Below are 20,533 nucleotides of genomic sequence, written 5' to 3'. Positions count from 1 at the left end.
CATCCGGGAGGAGCGCGTATGCGGATTTCCGATCTGTTGCGGACCAAGGGGGCGGCCGTCGCGACCGTCTCGCCGGAGACGAACGTCACCGAACTGCTCGAAAGACTGGCGGAGCACAACGTCGGCGCGCTGGTGGTCGTCGACGCCGACGGCGCGATCGTCGGGATCGTCTCCGAACGGGACGTGGTGCGACGGCTCAACGAGCGCGGACCCCAGCTGCTCGACGGATCGGTGTCCGCGATCATGACGAAGATGGTCGCGAGCTGCACCCCCGAGGACTCGGTCGATCAGCTTTCGGTCCTGATGACCGAACGCCGCATCCGGCACGTCCCGGTCGTGGTGGACGGCAGGCTCGCGGGGATCGTGAGCATCGGCGACGTCGTGAAGACCCGGATGGAGCAGCTGGAGAAGAGCCAGGAACAGCTGGAGGCGTACATCTCGCAGGGCTGATCACCGCCGCCAAGTGCATGAAGGGGCCTTTCCTCGCGAGATTTGCGAGGAAAGGCCCCTTCATCGCGGTCGGGACGGCTACTCTCGCCACCCCGACAGCTCGACGCCCTTCGCGACGTCCACCCGGTACCCGAGCGTCACGACGCTCTTCGCGCCCGGAGCGAGCGTCAGCCGCCAGGTGAACTCGCCCAGCTCGGTCCGCTCGGCCGGCTCCGGCGTGGTGCGCACGTCCCGGACGGTGATCGCGTCGTCCCGGGAGACCGGCGCCTGATCGAGCACGGTCACGACCGCTTCGCGCGGGCTGTGGTTGACGATCGTCGTGGTGTAGGCGGCTTCCCGCTTGCGGACCCCGGACAGCGTCGCCTTGCTCGCCGTGCGGTGCGTGAGCTCGCGCTCGACCCGGATCCGGTCGTCCACGCCGAGGGCGAGTTCGATTTCCTCGCCCGGCGCCCAGACGTCCAACCGGGTGATGCCGACGAACTCCGTCTCGTGGAACACCGACGCCTTCCCCGGCCGCAGCGTGTGCTCCGAAGTGTTGACCACGGTCGCCCGCAGGAACGCTTCCGGCGACACCACCGGAGCGGTGACGTAACCGAGTTTCGCGGTCAGCTCCAGCTGCGCGAGCGTCGTGCGGTGACCTTGCGCCCCCGAGGGGACCGCCACGGGGCGGCCGGGCCGGTAGGTGACCGCGGTGGTGCCCTGTTCGACGGACGCGGTCCGCGCCGCCATCGCGGGCGCGGGGGGAGCCGCCATGCCCACGGACTCCGGGATTCCCCCGCCCGCGGGGGACGCGCCGCCGTACGCTCCGCGCGCCATCAACGGCTGGACCGGACGCACGCGGTCGAGGAACCACGGGTCGAGTTCGGGCACCTCGACGGTGTTCGCCGGCCGCGCGGTGGAGAGGGCCAGTTCGCATTCGGGCCAGTCCTCACCGGTGTGCTGGGTGATCCGCCCGTACCAGGTCAGCGAGACGTCCTCGCCGCGGACGCGCACGTCGTAACCCGGCTCCCAGCTCGCGTTCGCGACCACATAGGACAGTTCGAGGCCGATCTCCGCGCCGTCCTCCTGGGGCTCCAGCTCCACCGTGACCGTCGCGCTGTCCACTTCGGACGTTCCTTGTTTCGCCTCGATCTCGCGGTCGAGCGCCTTGAGGTCGTCTCGGAGCCGGGCGAGGCGGATGCCGAGTTCGCGGCGCTTCCCGAGCGCCTCGGCCAACTGCGTGCCGAGCGCGTCGGTGACTTCGGCGACCCGGGGCGGTTCCGCCGTGCCCGCCGCGAGCGCCTTCGCGAAACTCTTGCCGCTGCGTGTCGCCAGCCCGGTCAGCAGATCGACCTTCGCGGTCTCCGCGGCGACGGCGTCCGTGACCTCGTCGACCACCGCCTGATCGGCGCGCCGCTGCTCGGTCAACGCGCGCAGGGACGCGTCCGCGGGCGCGGGATGGCGCTCGACGGCGACGTCGACCCCGGCGATGACCGCCGGGCCGGAACCGGTGACGCGGACCGAGTCGGTGTCCAGGTTCCACGGCAGGCCCGCGAAGGCGAAGCGCGTTTCGCCGTCGAGGGCAGCCGAAGCCCGCCTGGTGATCCGGGCATGGTGCGGGTAGACGGTGACGGCGACGATCGGTGCTTCCAGGGTGCTCGGCATGCCTCCGACGTTAGTCTCTTGACACCTGTTCGGGTGGCCGGAAACCTCACCTGGGTCTTGCCCGCCCGCCATTGGGGGTCCTGTGAGAGTCGCCAGGCTCGCTGCCCTGTTCACCGCCGTCCTGGTCCTTCCGGCGACGGCGTTGCCCGCTCAAGCCGACGCGCCGCCGTCACCGGTCTTCTCCGGCGGCCAAGCCCAGCCGGTGTTCGACCCGGCGGACGTCATCCGGGAGAACGTCTGGGTCACCGCGCCGGTCGACAGCGACCGTGACGGCAAGGACGACCTCGTGCACGCGGAGGTCGTGCGGCCTCGCGCGACGCAGCAGGGCATGAAGGTCCCGGTCGTCTATCAGGCCAGCCCGTACTACGCGGGCGGCAACGACGTCGCGAACCACAACGTCGACGTCGAGCTGTACGTGCCCGGCGCGAAGCGTCCCCCGGCGGGCCCGCGGATCGCGACCAAGACCGTCGGCCCGAACGCGGCGCCGATCAGCTGGCGCTACCAGGACTACTTCACCGCCCGCGGCTTCGCGGTGGTGTACGGGGAGTCGCTCGGCAGCGGCCAGTCCACCGGCTGCCCGAGCAGCGGCGACGTCAACGAGACCATCGGTGCGAAGTCCATTGTGGACTGGCTGAACGGCCGCGCGACGGCACGGGACGCGGCGGGCAAGGCCGCGGTCGCGGACTGGAGCACCGGCAAGACCGGCATGATGGGCGTGTCCTACAACGGGACGCTGCCCAACGCGGTGGCCAGCACGGGCGTGGAGGGGCTGGAGACGATCGTCCCGATCGCGGCGATCTCCAGCTGGTACGACTACTACCGCAACGACGGCGCCGTCGTCGCGGCGGGCGGGTTCCAGGGCGAGGACGCGGACGTGCTCGCGGACTACGTCTACACGCGTCAGGATCGCGCCGTCTGCCGTCCGCTCATCGACGGCATCGCGGTCGACCAGGACCGGGTGACCGGTGACTACAGCCCCTTCTGGGACGCGCGGAACTACCGCAACGACGTGAACAAGGTGCGGGCCTCGGTGCTCGTGGTGCACGGCCTCGGCGACTGGAACGTCAAGACCGACCAGGGCACCCGCTGGTACGAGATGCTCAAGGCGCGCGGCGTCGAGCACAAGATCTGGCTGCACCAGGCCGGGCACTCCGATCCGTACAGCCTCCGCCGCGACGTCTGGCTCGCCACGCTGAACAAGTGGATGTCGCACTACCTCTACGACGTGGACAACGGCATCGAGCGCGAGCCGAAGGCCACCATCCAGCGTGAGGATAAGTCGTGGGTGGACGAGCCGGAGTGGCCGCTGCCCGGCACCCAGGACGTGAAGCTCTACCCGTGGCCCGGCGGCTCTTCGAAGGGCAAGCTCGACACGCGCAACCCCGTTCCGGGCAAGGCCGCCGTCGAGACGCTGGCGGACGACGCGAGCAAGACGATCGAACAGCTGGCGGCCGCGGCCTCGTCGGGCAACCGGCTGCTGTACTCGACCACCGCGGCGAAGCAGCCCGTGCGGCTTTCCGGAACCGTGAAGACCGACCTGTCGCTGTCCTTCGGCAAGCCGGCCGCGAACGTGACCGCCGTACTCCTCGACCGTGCTCCGGACGGGACGGCGAAGGTGATCACCCGCGGCTGGACCGACCCGCAGAACCGGCGCGACCCCGCCCGCACCGACCCGATCACCCCCGGTGAGAACTACAAGGTCGAGGTGGAACTGGTCGCGAAGGACTACCTGCTCGCGGCCGGGCACAAGATCGAGTTCCTGGTGGCGTCCAGCGATCACGACTACACGCTCCGGCCGAAGCCGGGCGCCGGTGTCTCGGTCGAGCTGAACCGCAGTTCGCTGGTGCTGCCGGTGGCGGGTGGCAAGCCCGCGCTGCGAGCCGCCTTCGGCTGAGCGGGCCGGCTTTCCGTGAAGGCCTCCTTCCTTACCTTGAGGGTAGGGAGGGAGGCCTTCACTACGTCACGCCCCGGCTGTGGCGGAGGGCGTGTCGCGAAAGCAACCTCCAGCGTTGCGGAAGTGGCTTTCGCAACGTCACACCGTGGCCACCGACCCCAGCCAGAATCCACTGGGTAACCAAGCCCGGACGACACGGAACACGCACGGCCGACGACGGGCATTGCCGTGTGCACTGCCTGACCGACGGCCTCGCAGGCGTCGCGAAAGCCACTTTCGCGACACCTGATGTCCCGAAAGTGGCTTTCGCGACACGCGATGCGGGCGCGTGGCTGCCGGAAAACCCCGACCCGACCTCGCGCTTGTACGGAAAATGTATTTCCTCCGGCTTTGCTTCGGGCCGTCCGGCTTCCCCACCTGATGGAGGTCTCCATGTCCAGGTTGCGCCGTTTCGCAGTGCTCGCCGCGGCCGCCGTCATCCCCGCGCTCGGCCTGACCCTCGCCGGTACGACGCAGGCGTCGGCCGCCCCGAACTTCCAGGTCCCGTTCAAATGCGGCGTCACGGTCACGGCGGCGACGTTCAGCGGGCACAGCCCGGCCAACTCGGTCGACTTCCAGAAGTCGGGTATCACCGGGATGCCGGTGCTGGCGTCGGCGGGCGGCACCGTCACCCGGGTCGCCAACGAGGGCAGCACGAGCTACGGGCGCTGGGTCGAAATCGACCACGGCGGCGGCTGGCGTACCCGGTACGCGCACTTGTCGACCCAGTCCGTCTCGGTAGGCCAGGCCGTCAGCCTCGGCAAGCAGATCGGCACGGCCGGGGCGACCGGCGGCGTGACCGGCCCCCACCTGCACTTCGAACAGCGGCTCAACGGGGTCGCGCAGAAGGCGGTGCTGCACGGGGTCGCGGTGCCGTACTACGGCCACACCAACTTCACCAGCAAGAACTCGTGCGGTGGTAACCCGTACTCGGCCACCGAGGTGTGCGGCAGCGGGTTCTCGGTCGTCGACTCGCAGGCGCTCGCGAACGGGTCCGGCACCGCGTACCTGCTCTACAACGCGTCGACCAAGGCCAACTGCGTCACCACGCTGAAGGCGGTTTCGCTCGGTACCGCTTCGCCGGTTTCGGCGTTCCTCGAAGTCCAGGGTTCGGCCCGCGTGACCGACTCCGGCAGCTTCACCTACTACGCGGGACCGGTGAAGAAGACGGCCGCCGCGACCTGCGTCAAGTGGGGCGGCTCGGTCGGGTCGAACACCTACGAGAGCCCGTTCGAACACTGCGGCTGACCCAGCGGGGCCGGGCACTGTAGATCACCCCACCGACAGGATCGGCGTCCCCGCGCCCGGCCCGCGTCGGTTGTCCACAACGGTCCCGGCTGTCCACAGATTGTCGTGCCCCCACCCTGCGGCCCCATTCCCGCCGCAGGGTGGGGGCATGACCACATCCACTCCGACCGGCAGGACCAAGGTCGATCTGACGGATCCGGCGGACCTGCTCGCCGCGATCCCGTACCTCCTCGGCTTCCACCCCGAGGACTCCGTCGTCGTCTTGGGCCTGCGCGGCCCGGGACGCATGCAGCAGGGCCTCGTCATGCGAGCGGACCTGCCGCCGCCCGGCCTGGAACACGACGAGGCCCGTGAACTCGCGGTCAGGCTCGCCGTGACCGGCCACACCGGTGCCACCGTCGCGGTGATCGGCGGTGGCACCGCGAACAAGGCCGGGCGGCCACCACGCCGGCGGTTCGTCCGGCGCCTGGAAGCCGTGCTGGCCGAGTACGAGATCTCGCTGAAGCATTCGGTGTGGACGCCGCGGATCGCCCCCGGCGTGCGCTGGGGCTGCTACCAGGAAAAGACCTGTGGTGGACTCCTGCCGGACCCGCGCGACTCGGTGGCCGCCGCGGTCGTCACCGGTGCGGGGCAGATCACCCACGCGAGCCGGGACGAGCTCGAGCGCCTCTTCGATCCCGTCGCGCCGGAGACGCTCGCCCGGCGTGCCGATCTCCTCACCAGGATGGCCGACCCGCCGTGGCGAGGCCGGGATCCCGTCCAGGCGGGAGTCGCCGAGGTGAACGCCGCGCTCACCCGGGCGGACGGCGGCGACCTGGCGATCACCGACGACCAGGCGGTCCGGCTGGCCTGGGCGCTTTCCCTGGTCGAGGTCCGGGACGCCTGTGTGCTCACCGCCGCGCCGGCGGACTCACGGCTCGCCCGCGTCGCGGAGGACCTCTGGCTCACCTTGGCCAGGGAACTCCCGGCGCCCGAAATGGCCGAGGCACTCGTCCTGAAGGCACACGCCGCCTATGTCCGGGGAGACCTGGCGACCGCCGGGATCGCCTTGGCCAGGGCCACCGAAGCGGACCCAGATCACGGGCTGGCGAGGCTGCTGACCGCGGCCCTGCACGCGATGGTGGCGCCGTCCGAGCTGTCCGGAGCGGTCCTGCGGCAGCGAGCCGGAGGACCGCCCGAAATCGGCCTCAGGCGTTCCGGCGGGACCGGGTGAACGCCCAGGCGTCGGCGACGATGCCGTCGAGGTCGGTGCGCTCGGGCTTCCAGCCGAGTTCGTCCCCGGCCCGCTCGCTGGAGGCCACCAGCACCGACGGGTCACCCGCCCGGCGCGGAGCGACCGCGGCGGGGATTTCGTGGCCGGTGGTGCGGCGACACGCTTCGATCACCTCGAGCACCGAGAAACCGGTGCCGCTGCCGAGGTTGTAGATGCGGTGTTCGCCCTCGGCCGCGTGGCGGAGGGCCAGCTGGTGCGCGTCGGCGAGGTCGACCACGTGGATGTAGTCGCGGATGGCGGTGCCGTCCGCGGTCGGGTAGTCGTCACCGAAGATCTGGATCCGCTCGCGATCCCCGGTGGCGACCTGGAGTACGAGGGGGATCAGGTGGGTTTCGGTGGTGTGCCGCTCGCCGAAGGAGCCGTAGGCGCCGGCGACGTTGAAGTAGCGCAGGCTGACGGCGGCGATGCCGTGGGCACGCGAGAACGAGGTGATCGCGTGGTCGATGGCCAGCTTCGTCGCGCCGTAGGTGTTGGTCGGCTGGGTCGGCGCCGTCTCCGGGATGGGGGAGGACTCTGGCTCGCCGTAGGTGGCCGCGGTGGAGGAGAACACCAGCCGCTTCGTGCCGTGGTCGCGCATCGCTTCGAGCAGGCGGAGCGAGGTCAGGACGTTGCCTTCCCAGTACTTCGCCGGATCCGTCATCGACTCGCCGACCAGCGACTTGGCGGCGAAGTGGAGCACACCGTCGAAGCCGTCGCCGAGCATCCGCCGGGCGACCTCGGCCGCGTCGCCCTCGACGAAGGTGGCGTCCGGGTGCACCGCGTCGGCGTGCCCGGTGGAGAGGTCGTCGACCACGGTGACGTCGTGCCCGGCCTCGACGAGGCGGGCCGCGCAGACGCTGCCCACATAACCGGCTCCGCCCGTCACCATCAGCTTGAGGGTCTTGGTCGGTTCGTCGGTCACGTTCGCGCCTTTCTGCTGCGGATGCGGTCGCGGCTCAGTGTCCTCGCCCCCGGCCACCGGCCGCGCCCCGGGGTGCGGTCCACGGAGCCCGGCCTCAGCGTGTTACGCCTTCAAGCACGCGAGTTACGTCCCCAAGCACGCGTGTTGCGGGCCTGGACACGCGAGTCACGCCGAAGCGGCCTTCGCGGCACGCCTCGGCATCACGGGGCAGACCCCTCGCTAGAGCTCGTCGCGGCCCGCGCCGCGCGACGGCACGGCGGTGAACAGCCTGGGGTGGCGCAGATCCGCCGCTTCGTACGCGGCCTTCACCGCTCGCCCGACGGCGTCCACATCGGACTCGCGGACCAGCGCGATCGCCGAACCACCGAAGCCGCCGCCGGTCATCCGCGCGCCGAGCGCCCCGGCTTCTCGGGCCGAATCGACGGCGAGGTCGAGTTCACGGGTGGAGATCCGGTAGTCGTCGCGCATGCTCGCATGCGAGCCGTCGAGGTGAGGACCGATCTCGGTGATGCGGCCCGCCCGCAGCAGGTCCACGGTGTCGAGGACGCGCTGGTTCTCCGTCACCACGTGGCGTACCAGGGGCACGAGTTCGTCGGGCAGCTTGCCGAGCGCGGCGTCGAGCCCGTCGACGTCGATGTCCCTCAGCGCCTTCACCTCGAGCAGTTCGGCGGCGCGTTCACAGCCCCGGCGGCGTTCGCCGTAGCCGCCCTCGGCGTGCGAATGCTTCGTGCGGGTGTCCATGATCAGGATCCGGACGCCGGATTCCTCCAGCGGGAACGGCACCTGTTCCAGCTCGCCGGAGCGGACGTCGAGGAACAGCACGTTCGATTCCGTGCAGCACAGGGAAGCGGTCTGGTCGAGCAGGCCGGTCGGCGCCCCGACGAAGTCGTTCTCCGAACGCTGCACCCAGCGGGCCACTTCGTGCAGGCTCGGCGAAACCCCGCCGGTGCCCGGAGTGGTACCCGCCAGCCCCAGCAGGGCGAGCGCGACGGCGCATTCGAGCGCGTGGGAGGAGGACAACCCCGCCCCCGAGGGCACGTTCCCCGCGATGGCCACGTCCGCGCCGCCGCCGAGGCCCTGGTCACGCAGGACCCACGCGACTCCCGCCGGATACGCGGCCCACCCCTCGACCGAGCCGGGCCGCAGGCCGGCGACCGTGAGCGGGCCGGATTCCTGGACCCTGCCGTCCGAGCCGAGCGTGGCCACGGTCAGCACACCGTCCTCACGCGGCGTCGCCGCGGCGGCGAGCCGGTGCGGGAGGGCGAAGGGCAGCACGAAACCGTCGTTGTAGTCGGTGTGCTCACCGATCAGGTTCACCCGGCCCGGTGCGGACCAGACCCCGGCCGGAGCCCGGCCGTGGAGGGTCCGGAAGGTCTCCGCGGCGTCGGACGCGGCGCTCACCTGGCCTGCGCCAGCACGGCGTGCAGCGCCGACACGGGCACCTGCGCGGTGCTGCTCCCGCCGGTGACCTCGATGGTGCCGCCGGGCGCCGTCTTGCCGACCTTGACCCGGCTGCCGGGCACGATGCCGACCGACTTGAGCTCCGTCATCAGCGTCTCGTCCAGCTGCACGTGTTCGGCGATGCGGCGGATCTCGACCTCGCCGCCGCCCATGCGGGCGAACTCGTCGAGCCGCACGAGGTCGGCTTCGGCGGGCGGAGCGGGTTCGCCGTCGCCGAGCTTGTCGAGCCCCGGGATCGGGTTGCCGTAGGGCGACGTGGTGGGGTGGTCGAGCAGCTTGACCAGCTTGCGCTCGACGGCCTCGCTCATCACGTGTTCCCAGCGGCAGGCCTCGTTGTGGACGTGCTCCCACTCCAGGCCGATGACGTCGACCAGGAGGCGCTCGGCCAGCCGGTGCTTGCGCATGACCGCGATGGCGAGTTCGCGACCGTGCTCGGTCAGCTGCAGATGCCTGTCGTCCGCGACCACGACCAGTCCGTCGCGCTCCATCCTGGCGACGGTCTGGCTCACGGTCGGGCCGCTCTGCTGCAGCCGCTCCGCGATCCGGGCCCGCAGCGGGACGACACCTTCTTCTTCGAGCTCGTAGATGGTACGCAAGTACATCTCTGTGGTGTCGATGAGATCGTTCACGCTGTCCCCTTCGTCCGCGTTGCTCATCGTAGTCGCTGGCACCGACAGCGACGCAGGCGTGGGGAGAACAAGCATCGAGGCGGGAAAAGTCCCCCAAGCTGGGCGGGGAGCCGTGAGGCACGGGAAGATGGCCCCATGCGCCCCATGATCACCACCAGCGAACTCGCCGCGCGGCTCTCCGGGCCGGAATCGGCACGCTCCGTAGTGCTCGACGTCCGGTGGCGGCTCGCCGGCCCGCCCGGCGCCGATTCCTACCGTGAGGCGCATCTCCCGGGCGCGGTGTACGTCGACCTCGACACGGCGCTCGCCGGGGAGCCGGGCGACGGCGGCCGTCATCCGCTTCCCGAGCCGGAGACGCTGCAGCGGCATCTGCGGGCGGCCGGGGTCCGCACCGGTCACCCGGTCGTGGTCTACGACGACGCCGATGGTTCGGTCGCGGCCAGGGCGTGGTGGCTGCTGCGCTGGGCCGGGCACGCCGAGGTCGCCGTGCTGGACGGCGGGTTCGCGGCCTGGGTCGAGGAGGAGCGCCCCGTAACCGACGAGGTCCCTTCGCCCGAGGAGGGGGACATCGTCGTGAAGCCCGGCGGCATGCCGGTGCTGGACGCGGCCGAGGCGGCCACGCTCGCCAGGGACGGCTTGCTCTTCGACGCGCGGGCCAGGCCCAGGTACGCGGGGGAGACCGAGCCGATCGACCCGCGCGCCGGGCACATCCCCGGCGCGGTCAACGCGCCCTTCTCCGGGCATCTCGGCGAGGACGGGCGCTGGCGCGACGCCTCGGAACTGGCCGAGCGGTTCGAAGGTCTCGGCGTGGCCCCGGAGACCCCGGTCGGTGTCTACTGTGGATCGGGCGTCACCGCTTCGTCCGTCGTGCTCGCGCTGGAGGTCGCCGGCCACCCGGAGCCGGCGGCGTTGTACGCGGGTTCGTGGTCGCACTGGTCGCGCGATCCGGAGCGCCCGGTGGCCACCGGGGACCTGCCCGGCTGACCCGCGGGCGTCCGGAACGACGCACGAGCCGCGTCCGGGCACTAGAGTTCGGACCATGCGAGCACCGGCCGTCGTATGGGACTCCTCGCTGCTGGGCTACGACCTCGGCGGCGAGCATCCGTTCAATCCGGTGCGGCTCGAACTGACCATCCGGCTCGCCACCGAGCTCGGCGTGCTCGACGGCGTAGAGCTGCTCGTCCCCGGCCCGGCCGGGGAAGACGAGCTGCGCCGCGTGCACCTCGGCGAGTACATCGAGGCCGTGCGGCAGGCGCCGATGACCGGTGCCGACTTCGCGCACGGGCTCGGCACCGAGGACAACCCGGTGTTCACCGGGATGCACGAGGCTTCCGCGCTGGTGGTGGGCTCGACGCTGCTGGCCGCCCGGAAGATCGCCGAGGGCGAGGCGACCAGGGCGGTGAACATCGCCGGCGGGCTGCACCACGCGATGCCGGGCAAGGCGTCGGGGTTCTGCGTCTACAACGACTGCTCGGTGGCGATCTCGTGGCTGCTCGACCACGGTTTCGACCGTGTCGCCTACGTCGACACCGACGTGCACCACGGTGACGGCGTGCAGACCGCGTTCTACGACGATCCGCGTGTGCTGACCGTTTCCCTGCACCAGCATCCCTTCACGTTGTGGCCGGGAACGGGCTATTCGGCGGAGATCGGCAAGGGCGGGGCCGAGGGCATGGCGGTCAACGTCCCGCTGCCGCCCGGCACCCGTGACGGCGGCTGGCTGCGGGCGTTCGAGGCGGTGGTGCCGTCGCTGCTGGAACAGTTCCGGCCGCAGATCCTCGTCACCCAGTGCGGCGTCGACTCGCACGAGGAAGACCCGCTGGCCGACCTCTCGCTGTCGGTGGACGGTCATCGCGCGATCTACCGGCGGCTGCGTGAGCTGTCCGAAGCGCACGCCGGTGGCCGCTGGCTCGCCGTGGGCGGCGGTGGTTACCAGCTGATCCGGGTGGTGCCGCGCTCCTGGACCCATCTGCTCGCGACCGTGCTCGGCCGTGACGTCGACCCGGCGACCTCGTTGCCGCCGAACTGGGTCGCGTCGATCTCCAGGGCTGCGCCGCGAGCAGAGCTTCCGGCCGGCATGTCCGACGGCCGCGAGACCACGTTCGTCCCGTGGGGAGACGGAGCGGACGAGCCGGTCGACATCGCCATCCGTGACACCCGCCGCGCGATCTTCCCGCTGCACGGCCTCGATCCGGACGATCCGAGGGACTGACATGGCCAGTGAGGACACCAAACGCGACCCGTACGACTTCCCGCGCGAGTGGGAGGCCGACGTCCTGCTCTCCGACGGCGGCACGGTGCACCTGCGCCCGGTGATCCCCAGCGACGCCGACGGGCTCGTCGCCTTCCACGGCAGGCTGTCCGAACGGACCCGCTACTTCCGGTACTTCGGCGCCTATCCGCGGATCCCGCAGCGCGACCTCGAACGGTTCTCCGTCGTCGACCACCACGACCGGGTCGCCTTCGTCGCGCTGCTGGGCGACGACATCGTCGCGGTCGGCCGGTACGAACGGCTCGAACACGGGCCGTCGGCCGAGGTCGCGTTCGTCGTCGACGACGCCCACCAGGGCCGCGGGCTCGGGTCGATCCTGCTGGAACATCTGGCCGCCGCCGCTTCGGAATGCGGGCTTCGCCGCTTCGTCGCCGAAGTACTCGCCGAAAACGCGGCGATGGTCCGCGTGTTCCGCGACGCGGGCTACCAGGTCAGCCGCGAGATCGAAGAAGGCGTGCTGCACCTGGAGTTCGACATCGACCCGACCGAAGAGTCGCTCGCGGTCGCCCGGTCCCGGGAACAGGCCGCCGAGGCGCGCAGCGTGCACAATCTGCTGCACCCGAAGTCGGTCGCGGTGATCGGCGCGTCCACCGATCCGACGAAGATCGGCTACGTCGCCCTCACGAACCTGCTCAGCGCCGACTTCGCCGGCACCGTCTACCCGGTCAACCCTGAGCACAAGTCCGTCCGCGGCGTCCGTGCCTATCCGTCCGTCGTGGACATCCCCGAGGACGTCGACCTCGCGCTGGTCGCCGTGCCCGCCGAGGCCGTCGAGTCCGTTTTGGACGGTGCGCTGGCCAAGGGGGTCAAGACCCTTCTGATCGTCTCGGGCGGATTCGCCGAGGCCGGGCCGCACGGGCTGCACGCCGAGCTGAGGCTGGTCGGTGAGGCCAGGGCGCACGGGATGCGGGTCGTCGGCCCGAACGCGCTGGGCGTGCTCAACACCGACGCCTCGGTCCGCCTCAACGCCACCCTCGCGCCCCGCCTGCCCGCGCGCGGCCGCACCGGGTTCTTCTGCCAGTCCGGCGCGCTGGGCACCGCGATCCTCGCGGACGCCGAGTCGCGCGGCCTCGGGTTGTCGACGTTCGTCTCGGCGGGGAACCGGGCCGACGTCTCCGGCAACGACCTGCTCCAGTACTGGGAGACCGATCCGGCGACCGACCTCGTCCTGCTGTACCTGGAATCGTTCGGCAATCCGCGCAAGTTCGCGCGGCTCGCCCGGCGGCTGGCGCGGACGAAACCGGTGGTCGCGGTGAAATCCGGCAGGCACGCGGTCCGCCCGCAGCTCGCCGCGACGTCGGCGGAGGTCGACGAGTCCAGCGTCCAGGCCTTGTTCGAGCAGGCGGGTGTCGTCCGCGTCGACACGCTCGCGCAGCTCTTCGACACCGCGCTGGTCTTCGCCCACCAGCCGCTTCCCGCCGGGCCGCGGATCGCCATCGTGGGCAATTCCAGCGCCATCGGGCTGCTCGCCGCGGACACCGCGCGGGCGCACGGCCTCCGGCTGACCTCGGACCCGGTCGACGTCGGGCCGCAGGCGAGCCCGGAGGAATTCGCCGCGGCCGTACGCGAGGCGCTCAACTCACCGGAGACCGACGCGCTCGTCGTGGTCTTCGTGCCGCCGCTCGCGATCCCTGGCACCGCGTACGCCCGCGCGTTGCGGGAGGCCGTCGTCGAGATGGACAAGAACAAGCCGATCGTGTCGACCTTCCTCGCCGTCGAAGGCGTGCCGGACGAACTCGCCGTGCTGTCCGAGGACGGCGTGCCGACGCGGGGTTCGGTCCCGTCGTACCCGAGCCCCGAACGCGCGGTGAACGCGCTCGCGCGGGTCGTGCGCTACGCGGCCTGGCGGCAGCGGCCGCAGGGAAACCTGGTGCGTCCCGCCGGGCTGCACGCCGAACAGGCGCAGGTGATCGTCGCCGAACTGCTGGCGGGCGAGGACGGCAAGACGACGCTGCTGTCCGACGACGACGTGGTCCGGCTCCTGGGCTGCTACGGCATCGACGTCGTCCCGTTCCGGGTGGTGACGTCCGCGGACGAAGCGGTGAAGGCGGCTGAGGAGCTGGGCTTCCCGGTCACCCTCAAAGCCGTCGACGAACGGCTGCGCGGCAGGCCGGACCTGGCGGGCGTGCGGCTCGATCTGTCCTCTGTGGACGGAGTGCGCCGGGCGTATCTCGACCTGCGGGAGATCTCCGGCGACGACGAGGTCTACGTCCAGCGGATGGCGCCCAAGGGCATTTCATGCGTGGTCGGGCTGCAGGACGATCCGTCGTTCGGCACGCTCGTGTCGTTCGGTCTCTCCGGCCTGGTCAGCACGCTGCTGGGGGACAGGGCCTACCGGGCGGTCCCGCTCACCGACGTCGACGCCGCCACATTGCTGCGCGAACCGCGGACTTCGCCGCTGCTGACCGGGTACCGCGGCGACGAACCGGCGGATCTGGCCGCGCTCCAGGACATCGTGCTGCGCGTCGCGGCGCTCGCCGAGGACAATCCCGAGGTCCGCTCGATGACGCTCGACCCGATTCTGGCGTCACCGGACGGTGCCTTCGTCGCCAACGCGAGGATCGTGCTGGGCCCGCCACCGTCCCGGCCCGACACGGGGCCGCGACGGCTGCGGCCGATCAACGCCCCTGCTTGAGCCACTCCTGGGGCGAGCGGGCCGCTAGGTCCGCGTCGTGGCCGGCGAACGCCGCGATATCCCGCCTGATCGTGTTGTGGAACGCGACGATCAGCCCGTCGTGGACGAGTTTCGACTGCACCGCCTCAGCGTCCCCGGCCAGGGGACCGGCGGGGATGGTCAGCTTGGTGGCGGTGTGCACGAGATCGAACCCGCCGCCGAGCGGGCGGCTCGACACCTGGCGGATCCGCAGCGTGCTGCCCCGGTAGACGGTGTCGAAGATGTTCTGGCTCTCGCGCGCGATCGTCGCGCGGCCGCGCTGGATGCGGCCGACTACGTCGACGAAATCCGCGTCCTCGGCGAAATTCGCGGCCCACGCCTCGCCGTCGCCCGCGTTCCAGGCGCGTTCCAGCGCGGTGATGATCTCCTCGGTGGTCATCGCTATCCTTTCCTGTAACGACGATCCATAAGTTAGAACAACGTTCCAACTTTCGAGGAGTATACATGCCCGCGGACCTTCCCGGCATCGTCCGGCTGCGCGACCGCCGTGAGGCGCTGACGCTGCGCACGATCCTGACGGCGGCCCGCGGCCTCTTCGCCGAGCGCGGGTACGCGCGGACACCGATCCGCCTCATCGCCCAGGAAGCGGGGGTGTCCCCGCAGACCATCTACGCGCACTTCGGTTCGAAGGCCGGGGTCCTCGGCGGGCTCGTCGACCTCCTCGACGACGAGGCCGGGATCCCCGACCTCGTCGCCGAGGCGCAGCGGACCGAGGATCCGGTCGCGTTGCTCGGCCTGCTGGCCACGGTCGCCCGCCAGGTCCGGGAACGCTGCGGTGACATCGTCGCGATGCTGAGCTCCGGCGCCGCCGTCGATCCGGACATCGCCGCGACCCAGGCGGAAGGCGCCCGGCGTAACCGGCTCGGCGTCGAGATGGTCGTCGGCCGTATCCGCGAGAGCGGACGCGCGGTGGTGCCCCGGGCCGCGGACGTCGCCGTGGCCCTGATGAGCGCCGACGTCCACACCAGCCTCGTCGCCGAGGCCGGGTGGAGTCACGACGACTACGAAGCCTGGCTCAAGGAAACCTTGGTCAGGTCGCTGCTTCGGTGACGCAGTGTCTTACCGAAGAACGCCGAGAGCTGAGCGCGCTGCGTGGCGACGCTGCGCGCGGGATCGATGGTGCCCACGAACGCGGCCGGGGCGTTGCCCAATTGCGGCAACAGCGTCTGGTAGTCGGTGAAACTGAAGTGCTCTCCCTCCGGCAACCGCACTTCGCGCGTCCAGCCACGCTGGTTGCGGAGGAACTCTTGCCAGGACGCGTCGGACGCGGCGCTGTGGTCACCGGCGCTCATCAACAGGAACGGCCGGTCCAGCCCCTCGTCGGCGACGCGGCCGAAGATCCGCTGCGACTGCGAGTGGGCCATGCTGCCGTCCAGATCCGCCCCGGCGACGATGCGCCGGTCGCTCACCATCGTCTCGCCCGCGGTGAACCCGCCGGCGGAGTGGCCGAACATGCCGGCCTGGCTCAGTCCGAGTGAGTCGAGCACGAAGCGCGTGTCCCGGACACGAGTGTCGATCACGCGCTTCGACACCTCGATACTCGACGGTGGCAAGGATTTCTTCGCGACGCGGCCGCCGGGGAGCTCCACCGCTTCCGCTTCGTGGGTGTGGTCGATGGCCACGACGACGTAGCCCTCGCTCGCGAGTTGTTCCTGGTGGGTGGTGCCGTGCGAACGCGACAAGGTGCCGCCGGGCGAATACAGCACGACAGGCCGCTTGCCGCCGATGGCGGGCGCGCCGATCCGGGAGTGGGTGGGGAAGCGGTAGTCGAGCTGATCCGCCGCCATACCCAGCTTGACGGCGTCGCCCTCGGCCACGACCTTCGCGACACCTGGTGCCATGTACGGTGCCTTCGGCTTCCCGCTCGGCGAAGCCGGATACCGCACGGTGACCATCAATTCCCTTGGCACACCGGGAACCCACGGGTCCTGACGGGAGTGATCGACGAGATGGAGGTCGGTACTGCCGACGGCGTACGGGCCCGTCGGCGCGGGAAGACTCAAGCGGACGGGCGCCGCCGACGCGGGCGGGGCGAGGAGGACGGCGGGCAGGGCGAGAGCGGTCGCCAGTACGCCGATCCGGCGCGTTGTTCGTTTCATGGCACCGAACGTAGGCAGCGCGCCCGGCCCCGGGCATCGGGAAGATCACCCTTCCCGACCCTGAGATCCATCCCGCATTTCGTCCTCTGGATGCGGTAGTTGCCAACGCGAACTACCGCATCGAGAGGACTAAATGCGGGGGTAGTGGAGCTCGTGGGCGTCGCGGGTCCCGTCGGCGGCCAGGTCGCGTTTGAGGACCTTGTGCGTGGCGGTCCGCGGGAGTTCGTCGAGCGTCCGTACGAACCGGGGCCGCTGCTTCGGCCCCAGATCGCCTTGCGCGGCAATAAAAGCCGCGAACTCGTCGGCGTCGATCGGCGACCGGCAGACCAGGGCGGCCATCACCTGGTCGCCCACCCGCGGATCCGGCACCCCGTACACGGCGGCCTCCCTGACGTCGGGATGCCGCAGGAGCGCGCGTTCGATCGGGGCCGTGCCGAGGTTCTCGCCGTCGACGCGCAGCCAGTCGCCGAGCCGCCCGGCGAAGTAGCAGTAGCCGTCCGCGTCGAGATACGCCAGGTCGCCGGTGTGGTACATCCCGTCGCGCATCCGCTCGGCCTCGGCCGCCGGATCCCCGTAGTACCCGGCGAAGAAGCCGGGGCCGCCGGTGTTGACCAGTTCGCCGACCGCCTCGGCGGCATTGAGCAGTTTCCCGCGCGCGTCGAATTCCGCCGGGGGACAGGGTTTCCCGGTCTCCGGGTCGAGGACGGCGACGCCGTCGAGCAGCCGGCCGAGCGAACCGGCCGGGGTGGTGGCGTCCCGTCCGAAGTTCACGCCGCCCTCGGTCGAACCGAAGGCGTCGACCACGTGGCAGCCGAATCGCTTGCCGAATGCGGCGAGGTCGGCTTCCGCGCCTTCGTTGCCGTAGACCAGTTTCAGCGGGTTGTCGGCGTCGTCGTCCTGCTCGGGAGTGGTGAGCACATAGGACAGGGGCTTGCCGACGTAGTTGGCGTACGTCGCCCCGAACTTCCGGACGTCCGGCAGGAAACCGGACGCCGAGAACCGCCGCCGCAACGCGATCCCCGCGCCCGCGGCGAGCCCGACCGACCAGCCTGCCATGATGGCGTTGGAATGGAACATCGGCATCGACACGTACACGGTGTCCTGTGTGGACAGACCGAACCGGGTGGCCAGCATCTCGCCGGGATAGGCGATCTTGTCGTGCGTGCACCGGACCGCCTTCGGGTCCCCGCTGGTGCCGGAGGTGAAGATCAGCATGAGCAGGTCTTCCGGCTTCGCGGCCACCGGCTCGGCAACCGACGGCACCGGCTCCAGCTCGCTCAGCGGCAGCACCGGCACACCGGCGTCGGACAGCAGCGGAAGGTACTTCTCCTCGGCGAACACCAGCTCGCAGTCGGCCAGTGCGATGTCGCGGGCCAGCGCCGCGCCCCGGCGCGTGGGGTTCAGGCCGACCAGCACGTGGCCGGAGAGCGCCGCTCCGCCGAACAGGAACGAGAACTCGGGAACGTTGTCCGCCAGCAGCCCGAAGTGCCCGCCGGGCCGCAGAATCCCGGCGAGCGCGGCGGCGTGCCCGGCGCAGGCCTGGACGTGCTCGGCCCAGGTCCAGCGCCGGTCTTCGAACAGCAGGCCGGTCGAGCGGTCCTCCGCCCGCGCGAGCAGGAGTTCCGTGACCGTGGGGGTCATGCCGGGTCCGCGGCCAGCAGGTCGCCGAGTCCCCGCAGCTGCGCGGTCGCCCCGCCCAGCGTGAACTCGAGCCGTTTCGCCGCGACGAAGTAGCGATGCAGGGTGTGGTCGACGTCGATGCCGACCCCGCCGTGGACGTGCACGGCGGTGTGCGCGACCCGGTGCCCGGCCTCGGCCGTCCAGAATTTCGCCGTCGCGACCTCTTCGGCCGCCGGAAGCCCTTCGCTCAGCCGCCAGGCCGCCTGCCACAACGTCAGCCGGACGGCTTCGACGTCGACGTAGGCGTCGGCGAGCCGCTGCCGCACCGCCTGGAAACTCCCGATGAGGTTGCCGAACTGCTTGCGCTCCCGCGCGTACGCCGCGGTCAGCTCCAGTGCCCGTTCGACCACGCCGAGCTGCTGCGCACAGACGCCGACCGTGCCCCGTAGCCGCAGCCATTCACCGATGTCGCCCAAGGACGTGGCGGCCTTCGCGCCGGACAGCTCGACGAGCGCCGCGTCCGCGTGGTCGACCGTCCGCTGCGGCGAGACCGTCACGGCGTCCCGGTCGAGCAGGAACACCTGCCGTCCGCCGTCGATGGCGGCCTCGACGAGGAACCCGTGCGCGAACGCCCCCGACGGCACCGCGGTCTGCGCTCCGGTCAGCCGCCAGCCGTCACCGTCGGCCTCGGCGGTGAACCCGCAGGGCACGCCGTAGTCCGGCAGCGCCACCGCGAGGACGTGGTCACCGCGCAGGACCGGGACGATCCAGCGCTCGGCCAGCCGCCCGTCGCCGAATTCCGCGACCGCGGCCGCGCCCATCACGACGGACGTCAGATACGGGACGGGCGCGACCGCGCGCCCGATCTCGGCCAGCACGGAACACTGCTCCAGCAGCCCGAACCCGCCACCGCCGACCGACTGCGGCAGCGCCGCGTCGAGCACCCCGGCCTGCGCCAGCGCCGTCCACAGTGGAGCGTCGAAGCCGCCGGAACCGTGCGGCCCCAGCACGTCGGGAGTGACCTTGTCCGTCAGGATCCGGCGCGTGAGCGAAGCGAGATCCTGCTGCGCTTCGGTGAGCGTGAAGTCCATCGATATCTCCTAGCGCGTGACGGGCAGGCCGAGGGCGGTCGCGGCGATCATGTCCCGCTGGATCTCGTTGGTCCCGCCGCCGAAGGTGAGGATCAGCGAAGACCGGTGCAGCCGTTCGATCCGGCCGCGCAACTGGGCGCCGGGGGAGCCCTCGCGGACCACGGCGCCCGCGCCGAGGACCTCCATCATCAGCCGGTACGCCTCGGTCGCGAACTCCGTGCCGAACACCTTCGTCGCCGACGCCTCCGCCGGGCCGAGGTCGCCGCTCGCGGCCGCCCAGGCGATCCGCCAGTTCCGCAGCTTCAGGTACTCGGCGTGCGTGTGGATCCGCGCCAGGTGCAGCCGTACCCACGGCTGGTCGATGACGCGGGAACCGTCCGGCAGTTTCGTGGTCTGCGCCCAGCTCCGCACCTCGCGCAGCGATGTCTGGATCGGGGCGGCCGAGGTCAGCGCGACGCGTTCGTGGTTGAGCTGGTTCGTGATGAGCGGCCAGCCCTCGTTCTCCCCGGCGACCCGGGAGGTGACCGGCACGCGCACGTCGTCGTAGTAGGTCGCGCTCGTGCCCGGCCCGGCGACCGTGTGCACCTTCGTCCAGGAGAAACCGGGGGCCGAGGTCGGCACGATCAGCATGCTCAGGCCCTTGTGCTTGCGGGCGTCGGGGTCGGTGCGGGCGGCCAGCCAGACGTAGTCGGCGTACTCGATCAGGCTCGTCCACATCTTCTGGCCGTTGATGACGTAGTCGTCGCCGTCGCGGACCGCGCGGGTGCGCAGGGACGCCAGGTCGGTGCCCGCGCCCGGCTCGGAGTAGCCGATCGCGAAGTGCAGCTCGCCGGCGGCGATCTTCGGCAGGTAGAACGCCTTCTGTTCTTCGGTGCCGTAGCGCATGATGGTCGGCCCGACGGTGTTCACCGTGAGGAACGGGACGGGCACCCCCGCCGCGGCCGCCTCGTCGGTGAAGACGAGCTGGTCGAGCATCGGCCGGTCCTGCCCGCCGTACTCGCGTGGCCAGCCGATCGCGAGCCAGCCCGCGCTGCCGAGATCGCGGACGATTTCCTTGTACACCAGGCCGTCGCCGTACTCGCCACCGTCACCGGCCAGGGCTTCACGGCGTTCGGGGGTCATCAGCCCGGCGAAGTACTCCCTGAGTTCCGCCGCCAGCGCCCGCTGCTCCGGCGTGTAGTCGATCCGCATCCGTCACCTCTGCCGTCGGTGCTCGTTACTGGTGCCATGGCCGCTCG

Annotated in this window: 17 protein-coding genes; 8 read left to right on the top strand and 9 right to left on the bottom strand. The window is 71.0% G+C overall.

Annotated elements, in window-relative coordinates:
• Positions 1–18 precede the first annotated feature (18 nt).
• Entirely contained in the window at positions 19–450 is a 432-nt protein-coding gene (locus ACXIZN_RS20515; protein WP_126734901.1) for a CBS domain-containing protein, read from the top strand.
• Positions 451–528: 78 nt separating this feature from the next.
• On the opposite strand, the gene ACXIZN_RS20510 is transcribed toward ACXIZN_RS20515, so the two are convergent.
• Entirely contained in the window at positions 529–2,094 is a 1,566-nt protein-coding gene (locus tag ACXIZN_RS20510; protein WP_457956277.1) for a DUF4139 domain-containing protein, read from the bottom strand.
• Positions 2,095–2,176: 82 nt separating this feature from the next.
• On the opposite strand from ACXIZN_RS20510, the gene ACXIZN_RS20505 reads away from it, so the two are divergent.
• The 3 genes from ACXIZN_RS20505 to ACXIZN_RS20495 all read left to right on the top strand — a co-directional run bounded on the left by ACXIZN_RS20505 (position 2,177) and on the right by ACXIZN_RS20495 (position 6,488).
• The gene (locus ACXIZN_RS20505) at positions 2,177–3,988 is read left to right on the top strand and encodes a Xaa-Pro dipeptidyl-peptidase (protein WP_457956276.1); all 1,812 of its coding nucleotides are present in this window, start codon (positions 2,177–2,179) and stop codon (positions 3,986–3,988) included.
• 432 nt (positions 3,989–4,420) lie between these two features.
• Positions 4,421–5,275, top strand: coding sequence for a M23 family metallopeptidase (locus tag ACXIZN_RS20500; RefSeq protein ID WP_126734898.1), 855 nt, complete (start codon positions 4,421–4,423; stop codon positions 5,273–5,275).
• Between the two features lie 148 nt (positions 5,276–5,423).
• Positions 5,424–6,488, top strand: coding sequence for a DUF4192 domain-containing protein (locus tag ACXIZN_RS20495; RefSeq protein ID WP_457956275.1), 1,065 nt, complete (start codon positions 5,424–5,426; stop codon positions 6,486–6,488).
• Here the strand turns inward: ACXIZN_RS20495 and galE are convergent.
• The 3 genes from galE to ACXIZN_RS20480 all read right to left on the bottom strand — a co-directional run bounded on the left by galE (position 6,463) and on the right by ACXIZN_RS20480 (position 9,566).
• Entirely contained in the window at positions 6,463–7,416 is a 954-nt protein-coding gene (gene galE, locus ACXIZN_RS20490) for a UDP-glucose 4-epimerase GalE (RefSeq protein WP_371878894.1), read from the bottom strand. The genes ACXIZN_RS20495 and galE overlap by 26 nt on opposite strands.
• Before the next feature lie 252 nt (positions 7,417–7,668).
• A complete protein-coding gene (gene galK, locus ACXIZN_RS20485; protein WP_457956274.1) occupies positions 7,669–8,850 on the bottom strand; it encodes a galactokinase in 1,182 nt (393 codons plus the stop codon).
• Positions 8,847–9,566 (bottom strand): metal-dependent transcriptional regulator, encoded by a 720-nt coding sequence (locus ACXIZN_RS20480; protein ID WP_126734895.1) that lies wholly within the window; start codon positions 9,564–9,566, stop codon positions 8,847–8,849. Before ACXIZN_RS20480 ends, galK begins: the two co-directional genes overlap by 4 nt.
• Before the next feature lie 108 nt (positions 9,567–9,674).
• On the opposite strand from ACXIZN_RS20480, the gene ACXIZN_RS20475 reads away from it, so the two are divergent.
• The 3 genes from ACXIZN_RS20475 to ACXIZN_RS20465 are packed head-to-tail and all read left to right on the top strand — an operon-like array spanning position 9,675 to position 14,446.
• Positions 9,675–10,523, top strand: a complete 849-nt coding sequence (locus tag ACXIZN_RS20475; RefSeq protein WP_457956273.1) for a sulfurtransferase — start codon at positions 9,675–9,677, stop codon at positions 10,521–10,523.
• Positions 10,524–10,578: 55 nt separating this feature from the next.
• Complete coding sequence (locus ACXIZN_RS20470) at positions 10,579–11,751, top strand: acetoin utilization protein AcuC (protein ID WP_457956272.1); 1,173 nt, start codon at positions 10,579–10,581, stop codon at positions 11,749–11,751.
• A gap of 1 nt (position 11,752) precedes the next feature.
• Positions 11,753–14,446 carry a bifunctional acetate--CoA ligase family protein/GNAT family N-acetyltransferase gene (locus ACXIZN_RS20465; RefSeq protein WP_457956271.1) on the top strand — a complete coding sequence of 898 codons (2,694 nt, stop codon included), beginning with the start codon at positions 11,753–11,755 and terminating at the stop codon, positions 14,444–14,446.
• On the opposite strand, the gene ACXIZN_RS20460 is transcribed toward ACXIZN_RS20465, so the two are convergent.
• Positions 14,430–14,864, bottom strand: coding sequence for an SgcJ/EcaC family oxidoreductase (locus tag ACXIZN_RS20460; protein ID WP_457956270.1), 435 nt, complete (start codon positions 14,862–14,864; stop codon positions 14,430–14,432). The genes ACXIZN_RS20465 and ACXIZN_RS20460 overlap by 17 nt on opposite strands.
• A 65-nt stretch (positions 14,865–14,929) precedes the next feature.
• Here ACXIZN_RS20460 and ACXIZN_RS20455 point away from each other — a divergent pair, with 65 nt between their 5' ends.
• Positions 14,930–15,535, top strand: a complete 606-nt coding sequence (locus tag ACXIZN_RS20455) for a TetR/AcrR family transcriptional regulator (RefSeq protein ID WP_457956269.1) — start codon at positions 14,930–14,932, stop codon at positions 15,533–15,535.
• Here ACXIZN_RS20455 and ACXIZN_RS20450 read toward each other — a convergent pair.
• The 4 genes from ACXIZN_RS20450 to ACXIZN_RS20435 form a co-directional block, all read right to left on the bottom strand.
• Complete coding sequence (locus ACXIZN_RS20450; protein WP_457956268.1) at positions 15,487–16,584, bottom strand: alpha/beta hydrolase family protein; 1,098 nt, start codon at positions 16,582–16,584, stop codon at positions 15,487–15,489. The genes ACXIZN_RS20455 and ACXIZN_RS20450 overlap by 49 nt on opposite strands.
• A gap of 129 nt (positions 16,585–16,713) precedes the next feature.
• On the bottom strand, positions 16,714–18,225 hold the full coding sequence (locus ACXIZN_RS20445; protein ID WP_457956267.1) for a long-chain-fatty-acid--CoA ligase: 1,512 nt from the start codon (positions 18,223–18,225) through the stop codon (positions 16,714–16,716).
• Positions 18,222–19,295: an acyl-CoA dehydrogenase family protein gene (locus tag ACXIZN_RS20440; protein WP_457956266.1), complete on the bottom strand. Its 1,074-nt coding sequence runs from the start codon at positions 19,293–19,295 to the stop codon at positions 18,222–18,224. Before ACXIZN_RS20440 ends, ACXIZN_RS20445 begins: the two co-directional genes overlap by 4 nt.
• 9 nt (positions 19,296–19,304) lie before the next feature.
• Positions 19,305–20,486: an acyl-CoA dehydrogenase family protein gene (locus ACXIZN_RS20435; protein WP_457956265.1), complete on the bottom strand. Its 1,182-nt coding sequence runs from the start codon at positions 20,484–20,486 to the stop codon at positions 19,305–19,307.
• Positions 20,487–20,533 lie beyond the last annotated feature (47 nt).

The organism is Amycolatopsis sp. TRM77291, from assembly GCF_054166285.1.
The sequence above is the reverse complement of the archived record's forward strand: the minus strand, read 5'-3'. Positions and strand labels throughout refer to the sequence as shown.

Excerpts from the sequence above, each read along its gene's own strand:
- ACXIZN_RS20450 (WP_457956268.1), bottom strand. The coding sequence starts at position 16,584 with ATGAAACGAACAACGCGCCGGATCGGCGTACTGGCGACCGCTCTCGCC.
- ACXIZN_RS20500 (WP_126734898.1), top strand. The coding sequence starts at position 4,421 with ATGTCCAGGTTGCGCCGTTTCGCAGTGCTCGCCGCGGCCGCCGTCATC.
- ACXIZN_RS20470 (WP_457956272.1), top strand. The coding sequence starts at position 10,579 with ATGCGAGCACCGGCCGTCGTATGGGACTCCTCGCTGCTGGGCTACGAC.
- ACXIZN_RS20465 (WP_457956271.1), top strand. The coding sequence starts at position 11,753 with ATGGCCAGTGAGGACACCAAACGCGACCCGTACGACTTCCCGCGCGAG.
- ACXIZN_RS20440 (WP_457956266.1), bottom strand. The coding sequence starts at position 19,295 with ATGGACTTCACGCTCACCGAAGCGCAGCAGGATCTCGCTTCGCTCACG.
- ACXIZN_RS20435 (WP_457956265.1), bottom strand. The coding sequence starts at position 20,486 with ATGCGGATCGACTACACGCCGGAGCAGCGGGCGCTGGCGGCGGAACTC.
- ACXIZN_RS20475 (WP_457956273.1), top strand. The coding sequence starts at position 9,675 with ATGCGCCCCATGATCACCACCAGCGAACTCGCCGCGCGGCTCTCCGGG.
- ACXIZN_RS20460 (WP_457956270.1), bottom strand. The coding sequence starts at position 14,864 with ATGACCACCGAGGAGATCATCACCGCGCTGGAACGCGCCTGGAACGCG.
- ACXIZN_RS20495 (WP_457956275.1), top strand. The coding sequence starts at position 5,424 with ATGACCACATCCACTCCGACCGGCAGGACCAAGGTCGATCTGACGGAT.
- ACXIZN_RS20480 (WP_126734895.1), bottom strand. The coding sequence starts at position 9,566 with ATGAGCAACGCGGACGAAGGGGACAGCGTGAACGATCTCATCGACACC.
- ACXIZN_RS20510 (WP_457956277.1), bottom strand. The coding sequence starts at position 2,094 with ATGCCGAGCACCCTGGAAGCACCGATCGTCGCCGTCACCGTCTACCCG.
- ACXIZN_RS20455 (WP_457956269.1), top strand. The coding sequence starts at position 14,930 with ATGCCCGCGGACCTTCCCGGCATCGTCCGGCTGCGCGACCGCCGTGAG.
- ACXIZN_RS20445 (WP_457956267.1), bottom strand. The coding sequence starts at position 18,225 with ATGACCCCCACGGTCACGGAACTCCTGCTCGCGCGGGCGGAGGACCGC.
- galE (WP_371878894.1), bottom strand. The coding sequence starts at position 7,416 with ATGGTGACGGGCGGAGCCGGTTATGTGGGCAGCGTCTGCGCGGCCCGC.
- ACXIZN_RS20515 (WP_126734901.1), top strand. The coding sequence starts at position 19 with ATGCGGATTTCCGATCTGTTGCGGACCAAGGGGGCGGCCGTCGCGACC.